Raw genomic sequence first — 13,469 nt, 5'->3', positions numbered from 1 at the left:
TACGGAATCTGTTATGGCTATAGATTTGCGCCAGCTTCGGCAGTTCGTCACGATCGCCGAACTGGGGAGTTACCGCCGCGCCGCCGACGCGCTGCACATCGCCCAGCCCGCGCTGTCGGTGTCGATCCAGAAGCTGGAGCACGCGGTGGGCGTGCCGCTGCTGGTACGGGGCGCCAAGGGCGTCACCACAACGCCCGCGGGCGATGCCCTGATGGCCGATGCGCGCCGCGCGCTGTTCCATACCGATCAGGCGCGCCAGGCGGCCCGCCGGGTGGCCTTGGGGGAATGGGGGACGCTGCGCCTGGGATTCGTTGGCTCGGCCACGTACATGCTGCTGCCGCGCTGCCTGCCGGCTTTCCGCGCGCAGTACCCGGACGTGCAATTGGACCTGCGCGAAGACAGCACGGTCGGGCTGGTGGCGATGCTGCGTGCCAATGAAATCGACGCGGGCCTCGTGCGCGGTCCCTTGGCCGAAGACAGCGCGCTCGATTCATGGGTGGTCGAGCGCGACGACCTGATGCTGGCCGTGCCTGCCCGCCATCCGTTGGCTGATGCCGGTCCGATCGCGCTCGAGCGCATGCGGTCCGAAAACTTCGTGCTGTATTCGCCAGCCAAGGTGCCGGGGTTGAACGGCGTGACGCTGGCGCTGTGTCACAAGGCGGGGTTTTCGCCCCGCATCAGCCAGGAGGCGATCCAGGTGCAGACGCTGGTCAGCCTGGTCGCCAGCGGCCTGGGCGTGGCGCTGGTGCCCGGCGTGACCCGCGCCTACTCGACGCCGCACGTGGCGTTCGTGCCACTGACCGACCCGGATGCGCAAGGCGCGCTGTCGCTGTCGCTGGTGACGCATCGCGACACCTCGTGCGCGTCGGTGCTGCGGTTGCGCGACAGCATGCTGGCGCCTGTGCCTGCCTGATCTGAGCTACACCACGCTACACCGCATAAACCACCCGGTGCGCCTCCGTGGGCAGCGGCAGGTCCCAGCGGTGCAGCATGCCGGTCAGCGTCTTGTTGGACAGCGACGTGTCGCGCCGTGCATTGCGGCGCAGCAGTTCGGCACGCGGCTTTTCCAGATACACCAGCTCCACGTCCGCGTGATACGCGTACAGCAGGTCCAGCGTCTTCTTGCGCATCAGCTCGCTGAGGTTGGTGGCATTCCACACGAACGGCGCACGCGCGCGCAGCAGGGCCTTTGCACGGTCGATGGCCAGATGCGCGACCATGCCCTCGTTCTTGCCGTGGCGCAGCCCCAGTTCCTCGCGCGCATCGTCGAACGACACTACCGGCAGGTCCGGATGATGCGCCGCCACCCACGTGTTCTTTCCCGACGCCGGCAGGCCCGACATGACGATCACGCGTGAGCCCGGCTCCTGGAACAACGCATAGTCGGGATGCACGTCGGCGCCGCGGAAGTAGCTGACGGCGGTGTGCGCGTCGGCAAAGGCGCGGGGCTGGCCAAAGCACTGCTCGTCGCGCGCCAGCTCGCAAAAGAGCGCGATGTTGTCCAGCACGCGGCCGGCATCCGCACAGATGCGGCCGCGCATGTCGGCTTCGGCCAGCATCGCGAGCAGCGGCAGGGACACGTGCCAGGACAGCTCGCGCACGATGAACTCCGGCGAGCGGCCGCGGCGCGAGCCTTCCAGCGCGAAGAACGGCACCTGATGCGTGGCGATCAGCCGGCATATCGCTTCGCGAACGGCGAACGGCACGCCCGCGTCCCACAATGCGATGCGCGCGTCGATGGCGCCCTTGCGCGAATGGCCGGGTTGGCCGATGGCGCCGGTGACCGGGTCGATCACCGTGGTGCTGTGCTTGGCCACGTCGTGCAGCAGGGCAGCCAGGAATACGATCTCCTGATCGGCGCGGGACGCGGCCTGGTACTGCGGCAGGCCGAGCAGCGCGTCCACCACCATCTGCGTATGCGTCCACACGTCGCCCTCGCCGTGATAGCGCGGGTCCTGCGGCGTGGTCTTGGCCAGTTCCAGCGCGGGAAAGGCGGCCAGGCACGCGGCATAGTCGGCACCGCGCCCCGGTTCGGGCACGAGGGCCCGGATCTGTTCGTGATTCATGAGGTCTCGCCGGTGCGGGCGTCGCGCAAGGTGTCCCAATCCACCGCGAGGCGCGGGGCGTACAGGTCGACGCCATCGGCGAGCTGGTTGGGGATGAAGGGCTGCTCCGAATGGTGCATGTCCGAATCCAGGATGGCCTGCACGAAGTCGCGCCGCACCCACTTGTAGCGGGCAACGGTCTTGCCGTCGGCTTCGGCCTTGATGTAGAGGCCTTCCGACAGGTCCGACTTGTCGCACTGCTTCCAGGCGCGCGCCAAGTCCAGGCCTTCGCGCAGCACGGTGGCTTCGAAGGCGTCGCGCCAGCCGGCCGTCTTGGCCAGCGACGGCTTGAGCAGCGCCTTCAGGTCCGCCAGCCGCGCGGGCGCCGGGCCTTCGTACAGCACGGGCACGGACAGCACCGGACCATCGGCCAGCAGCGCGCGGCGCGCGCCGGTCGACAGGAACTCGCCGGTGCGCCGGTCCAGCATGTCGAACTCAAAGAAATGATGCGGCAGGGCGTCGTAGAACACGGAGTGTTTCTTCGACAGCGTTTCCCCGTACATCACATAGCGGTCTTCCAGCCGCTCCAGCAGCCAGTCCGCGTGCGCGGCGGCCCAGGCCTTGACGAAGCTGAACTGCCGCTCGCGGCCACCGCCGACCAGGTAGTGGCCGCGGGATTGCAGCAGCAGTTCGCCGGACGGGCCGAAGCTGATGCCGGTATTGGCGCCGTCCAGCTTTTCTTCGACGACGAGCGTCTGGCCGGCCAGCGTGCGATAGGGCACGTGGTCATGGCCTTCGTCCCCGTCCTGCAGGCGCGAGCCTTCCAGGTGGGGCGTTCGGGGGTATCGGAACAGGTCAAGCGATTGCGCGTAGGCGCAGAAATCCAGCGTCATGGGTCTTCTCCAGCAAATGGGAAAAGCCGACGACACAGTCTTTACGGGAGGGGAAGCGGGGAGGGGGTGTGTTGCGCTTCCTGGATCCGCGCCTGCCGGGCGGGGGTGTGCTCATTACATGGCGTCGAGCAGCGAATGCGGGCAGGCTGACCGCGGTACCAGGACGGTACTCGTCGGCGTTCAGGCGATTTGACGAATGGCAGACACGGTTGCACCCAGAAAGCGAAAAAGCGTTGAAAAAGCAGGGCCGAATGCTAAGTCAGCGCGGCGGCGCTTGTCAATGCGCCGCCGCGTGTGTGGCAGGACCGCGTCAGGCGGGCGGCGCGGCGCGCAGCACGATCTGCGTGATCTCCGACGGACGGCCAAGCCGGATCGGAAAGCCCGGCCAGAGACCCGCGCCGTTGCTCACGTATAGCTGCATGTTGCCGACCTGGTACATGCCCGACACGTAGCCTTCATTGGCCAGTTGAGTGATGAAATGCGGGCCCAGAATCTGGCCGCCGTGCGTGTGGCCCGACAGTTGCAGACCGGCGCCGGCTTGTGCGTGACGGGCAGCGCCCACCGGCCGGTGGCTCAAGAGGATCACCGCCGACGATGGCGGCACGCCCTTCATGGCCGCGTCGATGTCCGGCAGGGGCTGGTTCACGCGCGCCGCCACGCTGTCCGTGATGCCCGCCAGGACCAGCGGCTGGCCGTCGCGTTCAAGCGTCATGTGTTCATTGAGCAGCATGCGCAGGCCGAGTTTCTTGAAGGCGTCGATCCAGCCCAGGTATTCGGCGTAATACTCGTGATTGCCCGGGATCGCCACCACGCCATACTGCGCGCGCAGATCGGCCAGCGGTTGCACGTCGGCGGCGCGTGCAGCGGGCGTGCCATCGACCAAGTCGCCCGTGATGAGCGTCAGGTCCGGTTTGAGCGCATTGGTGCGCGCCACGACGGCCTGCATCCAGTCGCCTTGCAGCAGGCGGCTGGCGTGCAGGTCGGTCAGATGCACGATGCGAAAGCCGTCGTACGCTTGCGGCAGGTTGGGCAGGGCGACCTCGATCGTCTTGACCTCCGGCACGCGCACGGCCTGCCAGACGCCCAGCGCCGACAGCGCAAGCGCGGCCACGGCGGACCCGGCGCGCAGACGCGTGCAACCCAGCAGCGCGCGGCCGCGTGGGCGCGAGAACAGCGACACGATCAGTCCCGCCACATCCGTGATGAAGAGAAAGCTTGCCAGCAGAATGAGCGCGCCGAACGCCCAGCCCAGCGCCATCAAAACGGCGGCGGGCACCTCGGGCGACGCCATGGTGCCGAAGAAGTTGCGGGTGATGAGATGGTGCTCGGCGGCCAGCACGACCAACCCCGACAGCAGTATTCGGCCGGGGGCGGGCCATTTCAATTGCCAGACGAAGCGCCAGATGACGTAGAGCGCGATCAGCGCTGTGATGACATGAAACACGTGCGAAATCCTGAATCTTGTTGTTGGAATCGCCCGGCTCGGCCTCTCGCTGCCGTCCGGGCGAAATGTCCCGCGAGGGAGCGCCGATTAAACAACGGATTTTGCGCGGCAGCTGAAACATGGGGAGGGTTGGGGGTGAAGCGTAGAATCGCAGGCGCCCGAATCGCTTGCCCGGCAACTCGGTGTCTGACACTCAGGTGAGATGCGCTTATAGCCTGAGCGATTGTCTTGCGGGTTGTCTTGCTGGTGTCAGACACCAGCCGCATTTTTGGAAATGTCTTGCCCACGCTCATCCGCCCCGCCCGCCCCGAAGATGCCGCACTGCTGCCCGCGATCGAACGATCCGCGGGGACGTTGTTTCGCGACGCGCCCGGCCTGGAATGGATCGCCGACGACGCGGTGATGTCCGAGACCGAACATCTGCGCCTGATCGCGCAGGGTACGTCATGGGTGGCGCAAGAGTCGGAGCAGCTGTGCGGATTTCTCTGCGGTGAACGCTTTCATGACGCGCTGCACGTGTGGGAGCTTGCGGTCGACGCCGGTCATCAGCGGATGGGAATTGGCCTGCGCCTCGTGCACGCCGCATGCGGTCATGCCAGGGCGGCCGGTCTGGCCGCGGTCACCCTGACGACCTTTCGCGACCTGGCCTGGAATGCGCCCTGGTACGCGCGGCTGGGATTCCGGGAAGACAGGCCGTTGGCCGGATCGCGGCTGCATGCCGTGCTGGCGGCCGAGGCCCGCCACGGGCTGCCGGCTGAGCGGCGCGTGGCGATGCGTCTGCAAATGGAAGCGGACGTATAGTCTGAGCCCTGCCTCGGGTGCGTAGCGCTGCGGTTTGCCGCCGCTGGATTACCCAAACATAGTCCGTTATTCTGCGCTATCGCGGTGCGCCGGCCGGCGCCCGTGGCTGCGCAGCCGTGCCCGATGATGCGCATTCGGCCATCGCGCCGAGTCCGGGCGAATCGCGCTGGGGTCTCCCTTCAGGAGCAACATGGCAAGAGAACGCAGGGTGCGCTTGTTGACCGTGCTGATTTCGCTGGCAGTGCTCAGCGTGGCGGTCGGCTTTTTCAATGCCATGTACGCGGGCTACCAGGCGCAAAAGACACAGGTCGTCAAGAACACGCTCGACTCCAATCTGGCCTATGCGCAGAAGCTGGCCGACATCATCAACCTGTATATCCAGACGGGCGACCGGCAGCTCACCGCGGGCGCGAACCGCATTCCACGGCTGGCAGATGTGCCCGGCGCGCTGCAGGGCGAACTGTCAGATCTGGCCGGCACGATCGAGGGCGTGACAGCTGTGCTGCTTGCCGACCCCGGCGGCCGGATCACCAGCCGATCCGAGGGCGGTCCGCCGCCGCTGGCCGCCATCAAGCAACTTGACGAACTGGGCGTACGCGAACTGCGCGCGGGGCAATGGGCGCGGCCGTGCTGCCTGCCGGGCGCTCGCTTTGCCACGCTGACACTGGTGGAGCCTGTGCGTGGCCCGCAGAACGCGGTCTCCGGGTATCTCGCTGCCATCGTTGTGCTGGAGCATGGCGGCGGCTTGGACCGGCTGGTTGGCCAACATGCGTATGCGGACGGCACGTCCGTGTACCTGGTCAACGGCGCGGGCCAGATGCTGTACCGCCACGGGGTGGACGCAGATATCGCGAGCGCGGTCCAGGCGCGCCTGTCGCCAGCAACGGGTCCGGGCGTCGAGCAGGTGACGGACGCTTCCGGCGCGCAGGTTATTGCGGGATACGCGCCGCTGGTCAAGGGCAATTGGGCGGTCGTGGTGCAGCGTCCGCTCGAGCGCGCGCTGTCGCCGCTCAAGGACCTGTTGGGCGCGTCGCTTCAGTTTGCCCTTCCGGCCGTGGCGCTGACCTTGTTGCTCGTCTGCGCGTGCGCTTACGCGATCGCGCGGCCGCTCGCACGACTGGCGGATGCCTTCGCCAGCGACGAGCCGGTCGGTCCGGCGGCCTTGCGCGCCACCACGCTCAAGACCTGGTACTTCGAGGCCGAAAAGCTGCGGCAGGCGCTGGCGGCCGCGCAAGCGCGCCATCGGGACGAGGTCGGCCGGCTGAACACGGAATCGCTGACCGATCCGATGACCGGGCTGATGAACCGCCGCGCCTTGCGCGCGCGGATCGACGAGCTTGTCGCCGCTGCGTCGCCGTTTGCGGTCATCGCGCTTGATCTGGACCACTTCAAGCAGATCAATGATGTGTATGGCCATCCGACGGGCGACAAAGTCCTGGTCGTCCTGGCGCGGACGCTGCAGGAGAACGTGCGCGCCGGGGATCAGGCCTTTCGCATTGGCGGTGAGGAATTCGTGATGATCTTGCCGCAGCCCGGCGCGCAGGACGACGCGCAGCCCGGTGCGCAAGATGACGCGCGGGTTGCGGCACGGACCGCCGCACAGACTGCTGCGCAGGCGGCCGAGCGGATCCGGGCGGCCGTGGCGGCGCGCCCGATGCCCGACGGCGTGCGCCCGGTGACCGTGTCCGTGGGCGTGGCGCTGTGGCCGCGCGATGGCGCATCGCCGCAGGCAGTCATCAAATGCGCCGATCAGGCGCTGTACCAGTCCAAGCAGGCGGGGCGGGACAGGGTGACGATGTGGGATGCGGCGGCTGACGCGTAAAAACGCCCGGCGGCCCGCTTGCCCCGCCGGCGGATCAGGCGCCCGCCAACCCCGAAAAAAACCGCTTCGCGTTGGACTCCAAACCTTCGATGTAATACCCGCCTTCCTGCACGATCAGCGTCGGCAGATTCAGCCCGCCGACCTCGCGGCCCAACCGCTCGAAGCCGTCTTCGGACACGCTGACCATCGCCTGCGGATCCTTTTCGAAGATATCGAAGCCCAGCGACAGCACCAGCGCGTCGGGCTGGAACAACGTGATTGCGCGGCGCGCCTGCGCCAGCCGGTCGAAGAACACGGATTCGGGTGAGCCGTGCGGCATGGGCAGGTTGATGTTGTAGCCATGGCCCGCGCCCGCGCCGCGCTCGTCTTCAAAGCCTGCGACCACTGGATAGAAGTTTTCGGGATCGCCGTGGATGGACACGTACAGCACGTCGCTGCGTTCGTAGAAGATCTCCTGGATCCCCTGGCCGTGATGCATGTCGGTGTCCAGGATGGCCACGCGCGGAAACCGGGACGTCAGCCGTTCTGCGGCGATGGCGGCGTTGTTCAGATAGCAGAAGCCGCCCGCGGCGTCGCGCCGTGCATGGTGGCCGGGCGGGCGGCAGATCGCGTAGGCGCTGCGGTCGCCGGCCATCAGGGCATCGGCGCCCGCGATGGCGCATTGCGCCGACCAATAAGCGGAATGCCACGTCTTCGGGCCGACCGGGCAACTGCCGTCGGCCAGGTAACGTCCGGCCTTGGCCAGCACGCCGCGAAGCGCATTCGGTTCACGTACAAAGACGTTCGACACCACCTCGCCGCCCCAGTCCCCGGGCAACTTCATCCAGTCTTCGTGCGCGTCCTGCAGAAAGCGCAGGTAATCCAGACTGTGCACCGCCGCGATCGCGCCAGCGCCGTGGTCGGCGGGCGCCTGGACGTCGAATCCCAGCTTGCGCGCCGCCTGCACCAGGCCGTCCAGCCGCGACGGCACCTCCTGCGGCGTGCGCATCTTGCCGCGCGAAAAGTAGGTCTGCGGATGGTGAAGCTTTTGATCGTCGTGGAAGAACGCCTTCATGCCTGGGACCTCGGGGTTGGTTGGCACGCCACACACGCGGCGGCCGCGGATCAGCAACCCTGAATTCTTATCCAGGGGGAGGGCGCTGCTTATGAGGGGAAACCCGGGGAATGGCTCGGGGATAGCTCGGCGAATGACCCCGCAGATCACCCCAGCGGATCACCCCAGCGAATGACTGGCATTCCCGCGCGGCAATCGCCGTTGTCACGCCCCCGCTTAATCTGGATAATTGCGACTGCTTCCTATTTAGCTAATTTGCCTGGCGCCGATCCATGCCGACCCCCGATCCCTCTCCCGCCATTGCCGTGCAGCGGCTATACGACGCGCATCACGGTTGGCTGTTCGGCTGGCTGCGGCGCCGGCTGGGCAACAGCGCGGATGCGGCGGATCTGGCGCAGGACACCTTTGTCGGACTGCTCGGCGCGTATCGTCGCCGGGCCCTGCCGGATCTTCAGGAGCCGCGCGCCTATCTGACCACCATCGCCAAGCGGCTGATGGTGGATCTGTATCGGCGGCTGGCCCTGGAACAGGCCTATCTTGAGGTCCTGGCCGCGATGCCTGCGCGGCACGCGCCTTCCGAGGAACAGCGGCTCGCCGTGCTGCAGACGCTGCGCGAGGTGGACGCCTTGCTCGCCGCGCTGCCCGACAAGGTGCGGGCGGCCTTTCTGCTGTCTCAACTGGATGGCCTGACGTACGAGCAGATCGCCACCGAAATGCGCGTCAGCGTCCGCACGGTCAAACGCTACATGGCCGAGGCGTTCACGCATTGCATCCTGGCGGACGCATGACCGGCGCGGGCATGCCGATCGACCCGCGGATTGCCGGCGAGGCTGCCGATTGGCTGGTGCGCCTGCATTCCGGACATTTCTCCGAATCCGACCGCCTGGCGTGCGAACGCTGGCGCCAGCGCAGCGACGAGCACGACCGCGCGTGGACGCGGGCGCAGGCGGTGCTGGCCAAACTGGGCGGCCTGCCCCCCGGCCTGGGCCGCGCCACCGTGCACGCCACGGCCTCGCGGCGGGCGGGACTGAAGGCGCTGGCCGGCCTGATCGTGGCGGCGCCCGCCGGTTGGCTGGCGTGGCGCGCGGCTCCGGCGCAATGGACGGCCGACTACGCCACGCGCAGCGGTGAACGCCGCCGGATCGAATTGCCCGACGGCGCCATCCTGGTACTCAATACCGCCAGCGCGGTGGACCTGGCCTACGATGCCGCGCAGCGCCTGGTATGGCTGCGCGAAGGGGAAATCCTGCTGCGCTCGGCCCACTCGGGCGCTGCCGATCCCCGGCCACTCCGGGTGCGCACCGCCGAGGGCAGCGCGCAGGCGCTGGGCACGTACTTTTCGGTCAGGCAGATGGACGCGCGCACCCGCGTGGCGGTCATCGAAGGCCGGGTCCGGGTGCAACCGCGCGCAGGCACGGCAGGCCTCGTGCTGGAACCCGGTCAGCGCGTGGATTTCTCCGCGGCGGCGGTGCAGGCCCCGGCAGCCAGTCTGCATTCCCCCGCAGCCTGGCTGGACGGCGTGCTGTACGCGGACAACCAGCGGCTCGGTGATTTCCTGCAGGAGCTGGGCCGATATCGCCCCGGCGTGCTGCGCTGTGATCCCGCCGTGGCCGATCTGCGGATATCCGGCGGATTTCAGACGGACGATACTGACGCCGCCCTGCTCGCCGTGGCGCGCAGCCTGCCCGTGCGCGTGGTGACCCGGACCCGGTACTGGGTCAGCGTCGTACCCGCTTGAGACGCGGCGCGGTGCGGCACGTTGTCACCTTTTTTGCGCTCGTCCGACATGTTCATAAAGCACCTTCGCTTGGACTCTGTCGGGATCAGCATGTCTTCAAGATTCACTCCCTCCGCGGCTTGGCCGCAGCGCCGCACCGCCGCAGGCGCGCTATGCGCGGTGTTGGCCGTGGCCGTGCCGCAGGCGTATGCGCAATCCGGCGCGGCGGCTTCGTCCGCGGCGGCATCCACGCGCTTCAACATTCCGGCCGGTCCGCTCGGGCCCGCGCTCACGGCCTTTGCCGGTGCGGCGCGCATCAACCTGTCGTTTGATCCTGCCCTGGCCGAAGGCCGCGCGACGGCGGGCCTGCAAGGATCGTGGCCGGTGGAGGAGGGCCTGACTCGTCTTCTGGCCGGCACGAATCTGGCGGCACGTCGCGACGCGGCCAACGTCTACACGCTTCGGCTGGTGCCGGCGGCACCCACGGCCTTGCTGCCCGCCGTGCGGGTGGAAGGCGTGAATGAATCCGCCTACGGACCGGTGACGGGCATCGTGGCGCTGCGCAGCGCCACCGGCACCAAGACCGACACGCCGATCATCGAAATCCCGCAGACGGTCAACGTCGTCACGCGGGACGAGATCGCCTCGCGCGGCGCACGCAGCATCGTCGAGGCGCTGGCCTACACGCCAGGCGTCTACGCGCCGGGCGGCAGCACGGATCTGCGCTACGACAACATCTATCTGCGCGGCGGCTTCGGGGCGCGCAACAACCTGGACGGCGCGCGCCTGCCCTTCGGCGCCTACAGCTTCGGCATGCTGCAGATCGAGCCCTATGGCCTGGAACGGATCGAGGTGCTCAAGGGGCCGTCGTCGGTGCTGTATGGCCAGAACAATCCCGGTGGCCTGATCAACATGGTGAGCAAGCTGCCCACCGCCACGCCGCAGCGCGAGATCGCGCTGCAGACCGGCAGCTACGGCCGTGCGCAGGCCGCGATGGACCTGAGCGGCCCGGTCGATGAGGCCGGCGTGTGGAGCTACCGCCTGGTGGCGCTGGCCCGCGACGCCGCGCAGTCCTCGCACTACACCAAGGACGATCGCATTTTCGTGGCGCCGGCGCTGACATGGCGCCCCAGCGCGGCCACGTCGCTGAGCCTCTTGGGGTTCTATCAGGAGGACCGGCAGGTGCCGCTGTACGGCAACTTGCCCGCCGCGGGAACGCTCTATAGCAATCCCAATGGCCGTATCCCCCGCGACCGCTTTCCCGGCGAACCCGGGTGGGATCGCTATGACCGCGAGCAGTATTCGGCGGGCTATCTGTTCACGCATGCGTTCAACGACACATGGACCGTCAAACAGCAACTGCGCTACAGCCACATGCGCGGCGAGGCCCGCACCGCGGTCGGCTATCTGCTCAGTCCCGTGGACATGCGGACGTGGTCGCGCACCATGACGCGCGGTCAGGGCACCGGCGCGACGCTTAACGTCGACACCCAGGCCATCGCGCGGTTCCGCACGGGCGCCGTCGGACACGAATTCCTGATGGGCCTCGACTATCTCGACATGCGCGACACCTACAAATTCGCCAACGTCATTGCCGGGGTGCCCGCGCTGGATCTCTTCGATCCCGTCTATGGCAAGCCGCGCCCGGGGCTGCGGGATCTGATCCCGCGCATCGATACGCGGCAAGACACCGAGCAGACGGGCGTCTACCTGCAGGACCAGATTTCCTATGGCGGCTGGCTGCTGACGCTGGGCGGGCGCTACGACATGGCGCGCAGCACGACGCGCAACCAATTGACATCGGCCAAGACAACGCAGGACGATTCCGCCTTTACGGGCCGCGCCGGACTGACCTACCTGATGGCGAACGGTCTCGCGCCGTACGTGGCGTATTCCACGTCCTTCGCGCCAACGGGGGGAACGGACTTCAATTCGAATCCCTTCCGGCCCGCCGAAGGCCGGCAAATCGAAGCCGGCCTGAAATACCAGCCGCCCGGCAGCGACAGCCTGGTCACGCTGTCGGCATATCAGCTCACGCAGGACAACGTGCTGACCAGCGACACGACGCCCGGACGGCCGCCGGGCTTTCAGACGCAGACCGGCCAGATCCGCGCACGCGGCATCGAGCTGGAAGGCAAGGCGAATCTGGCGCGGGGGTGGGATCTGATCGCGTCGTACGCCTATGTCGATGCCGTGGTCACGCGAAGCGCCAACGTCGATATCGTCAACGGTGTGCCGGAGTCGCGCCAGGGCAAGAAGCAATACTACGCGCCGGCCCATCAGGCGGCCGCGTGGCTGGGCTACAAGGTGCAGGGCGGCCCGCTGCAAGGCCTGGGGCTGGGGGCGGGCGTGCGCTACGTCGGCGCCGATTGGGGCGACCCGGCCAACACCTTGCGGATTCCGGCGGTCACGCTGTTCGATGCGGCCCTGTCCTACGATTTCGGCCAACTGCAGCCCGCCATGCGCGGACTGACGCTGGACCTGAACGCCAGCAACCTGTTTGACCGAACCTACGTGGGCACCTGCGTCACCGCCACGGCGTGCACCTATGGCGCGGGTCGCCTGGTGCTCGCTACCCTGAAGTACGCGTGGTGACAATCCGCGGGCGCGGCCGGCCTCGTCCGCGGATGCGGATTTCCACTATTGCGGCGTGATCTACGCCGCTTTGACGATGCCCTGCCACTTTTCGCCCTCGGACACGTTGAATCGGGCAAAGGTGGCGGGGTCCGATCCCACGCTTAACGTTTCGTCAATGTAGGGGCGCGGTCAAAGCCCCACTGGCAATACGGCCGGATCACGGCGGCGCACGGTGTCGAGAAAGCGCTCCAGCAGCTCGTCGCGTTGGCCAAGCGAGGCGAGGAACGCCGGTGTGCAGGTGATTTGCGCGTAGGGCGTCTTCATTAGCGGATGGTCGATATGCGCCGGATTGGGCAGGCCGAGCAGATCACGCAAGCGTAGAACGGCAAGGATTTCCGTAGGGTGTACGGCCAGGAGCGGCGTGCTGAACTCGAACTCTTTGGCGTTGGTTTCGTGCTCGCGATAGGTGATGGCGATGCGGTCCACGTGGACGTCGCAGGCGGAGAGGAGTGCGGGCAGGAACTTGTCGAGGTCTGGTTCGCGCCATTGGGATACCAATGGGGCCCAGGCCGGATCGCGAGGGAGGGCGTGCTTGTCCAGGTCCAGGGGTTGGCCTAGCCAATTGCTGATGATGGTCAGGCCGAAGCCGGCGTAGCGCAGGGTGGTGCCGATAGGCAAATCATGACCACTGCGCACGCCATAGCCGCCTTCCAGCCCGGCAAGTGTCGTCAGGTACAGACTTTTGGCGACGTCGGGGTACCCTAACGCGATGGTGCCGAACATCAGGTCGGTATGGCCGTCCAGGTCGCCGATGGCGACGCGCGAAATTCCCTTTAATCGTTCCATACTTATCGCTTCTGAAATGGCTCTTCTCCTGAAGCCAGATGCCATGTGAAGAATGGCATCGTTGAGTTGCCCCCTTTTGGCATCCAGAAGTCCCTGGGCGCACATCTGCATTCCGTACTTGTACAGATCTATTGCCGCCAAGCCTGGCTCGTCGCTCTCGCCGGACAAATAGCGGTTCAAGCGCTCACTCGGCGGCCACATGTCTTTCGCCCATTCTTCAACTTTGGGCAAAGTCTTTTCCAGTCGGGATTTCGTTCTCTTTTGTTCCAT

General features: G+C 67.1%; 11 protein-coding genes. 6 read left to right on the top strand and 5 right to left on the bottom strand.

All coding sequences use genetic code 11. From position 1 onward, the window contains the following. The first annotated feature begins 13 nt into the window (after positions 1–13). Positions 14–913, top strand: coding sequence for a LysR family transcriptional regulator (locus tag CLM73_RS20650; RefSeq protein ID WP_105240024.1), 900 nt, complete (start codon positions 14–16; stop codon positions 911–913). Positions 914–929: 16 nt separating this feature from the next. Here the strand turns inward: CLM73_RS20650 and CLM73_RS20645 are convergent, their stop codons facing one another. The 3 genes from CLM73_RS20645 to CLM73_RS20635 form a co-directional block, all read right to left on the bottom strand. Next, the gene (locus tag CLM73_RS20645; protein ID WP_105240023.1) at positions 930–2,066 is read right to left on the bottom strand and encodes an AAA family ATPase; all 1,137 of its coding nucleotides are present in this window, start codon (positions 2,064–2,066) and stop codon (positions 930–932) included. Next, complete coding sequence (locus tag CLM73_RS20640; RefSeq protein ID WP_105240022.1) at positions 2,063–2,938, bottom strand: RNA ligase family protein; 876 nt, start codon at positions 2,936–2,938, stop codon at positions 2,063–2,065. Before CLM73_RS20640 ends, CLM73_RS20645 begins: the two co-directional genes overlap by 4 nt. A 310-nt stretch (positions 2,939–3,248) precedes the next feature. Beyond that, entirely contained in the window at positions 3,249–4,382 is a 1,134-nt protein-coding gene (locus CLM73_RS20635) for a metallophosphoesterase (RefSeq protein WP_105240021.1), read from the bottom strand. 279 nt (positions 4,383–4,661) lie between these two features. Here CLM73_RS20635 and CLM73_RS20630 point away from each other — a divergent pair, with 279 nt between their 5' ends. Further along, entirely contained in the window at positions 4,662–5,183 is a 522-nt protein-coding gene (locus CLM73_RS20630; RefSeq protein ID WP_105240020.1) for a GNAT family N-acetyltransferase, read from the top strand. A gap of 190 nt (positions 5,184–5,373) precedes the next feature. Continuing rightward, positions 5,374–7,005 carry a sensor domain-containing diguanylate cyclase gene (locus tag CLM73_RS20625; protein ID WP_105240019.1) on the top strand — a complete coding sequence of 544 codons (1,632 nt, stop codon included), beginning with the start codon at positions 5,374–5,376 and terminating at the stop codon, positions 7,003–7,005. A gap of 34 nt (positions 7,006–7,039) precedes the next feature. Here the strand turns inward: CLM73_RS20625 and CLM73_RS20620 are convergent, their stop codons facing one another. Then, a complete protein-coding gene (locus CLM73_RS20620; RefSeq protein ID WP_105240018.1) occupies positions 7,040–8,059 on the bottom strand; it encodes a histone deacetylase family protein in 1,020 nt (339 codons plus the stop codon). Between the two features lie 272 nt (positions 8,060–8,331). On the opposite strand from CLM73_RS20620, the gene CLM73_RS20615 reads away from it, so the two are divergent. The 3 genes from CLM73_RS20615 (at position 8,332) to CLM73_RS20605 (ending at position 12,371) form a co-directional block, all read left to right on the top strand. Continuing rightward, positions 8,332–8,847, top strand: a complete 516-nt coding sequence (locus CLM73_RS20615; RefSeq protein ID WP_056564011.1) for a sigma-70 family RNA polymerase sigma factor — start codon at positions 8,332–8,334, stop codon at positions 8,845–8,847. 11 nt (positions 8,848–8,858) lie between these two features. Further along, the gene (locus CLM73_RS20610; protein ID WP_234015703.1) at positions 8,859–9,797 is read left to right on the top strand and encodes a FecR domain-containing protein; all 939 of its coding nucleotides are present in this window, start codon (positions 8,859–8,861) and stop codon (positions 9,795–9,797) included. Between the two features lie 90 nt (positions 9,798–9,887). After that, positions 9,888–12,371, top strand: coding sequence for a TonB-dependent siderophore receptor (locus tag CLM73_RS20605; protein WP_105241637.1), 2,484 nt, complete (start codon positions 9,888–9,890; stop codon positions 12,369–12,371). Between the two features lie 171 nt (positions 12,372–12,542). Here CLM73_RS20605 and CLM73_RS29155 read toward each other — a convergent pair whose 3' ends face one another. Continuing rightward, positions 12,543–13,469, bottom strand: a complete 927-nt coding sequence (locus tag CLM73_RS29155; RefSeq protein WP_199778178.1) for a hypothetical protein — start codon at positions 13,467–13,469, stop codon at positions 12,543–12,545.

The organism is Achromobacter spanius, from assembly GCF_002966795.1.
Lineage (GTDB): Bacteria > Pseudomonadota > Gammaproteobacteria > Burkholderiales > Burkholderiaceae_B > Achromobacter > Achromobacter spanius_D.
The sequence above is the reverse complement of the archived record's forward strand: the minus strand, read 5'-3'. Positions and strand labels throughout refer to the sequence as shown.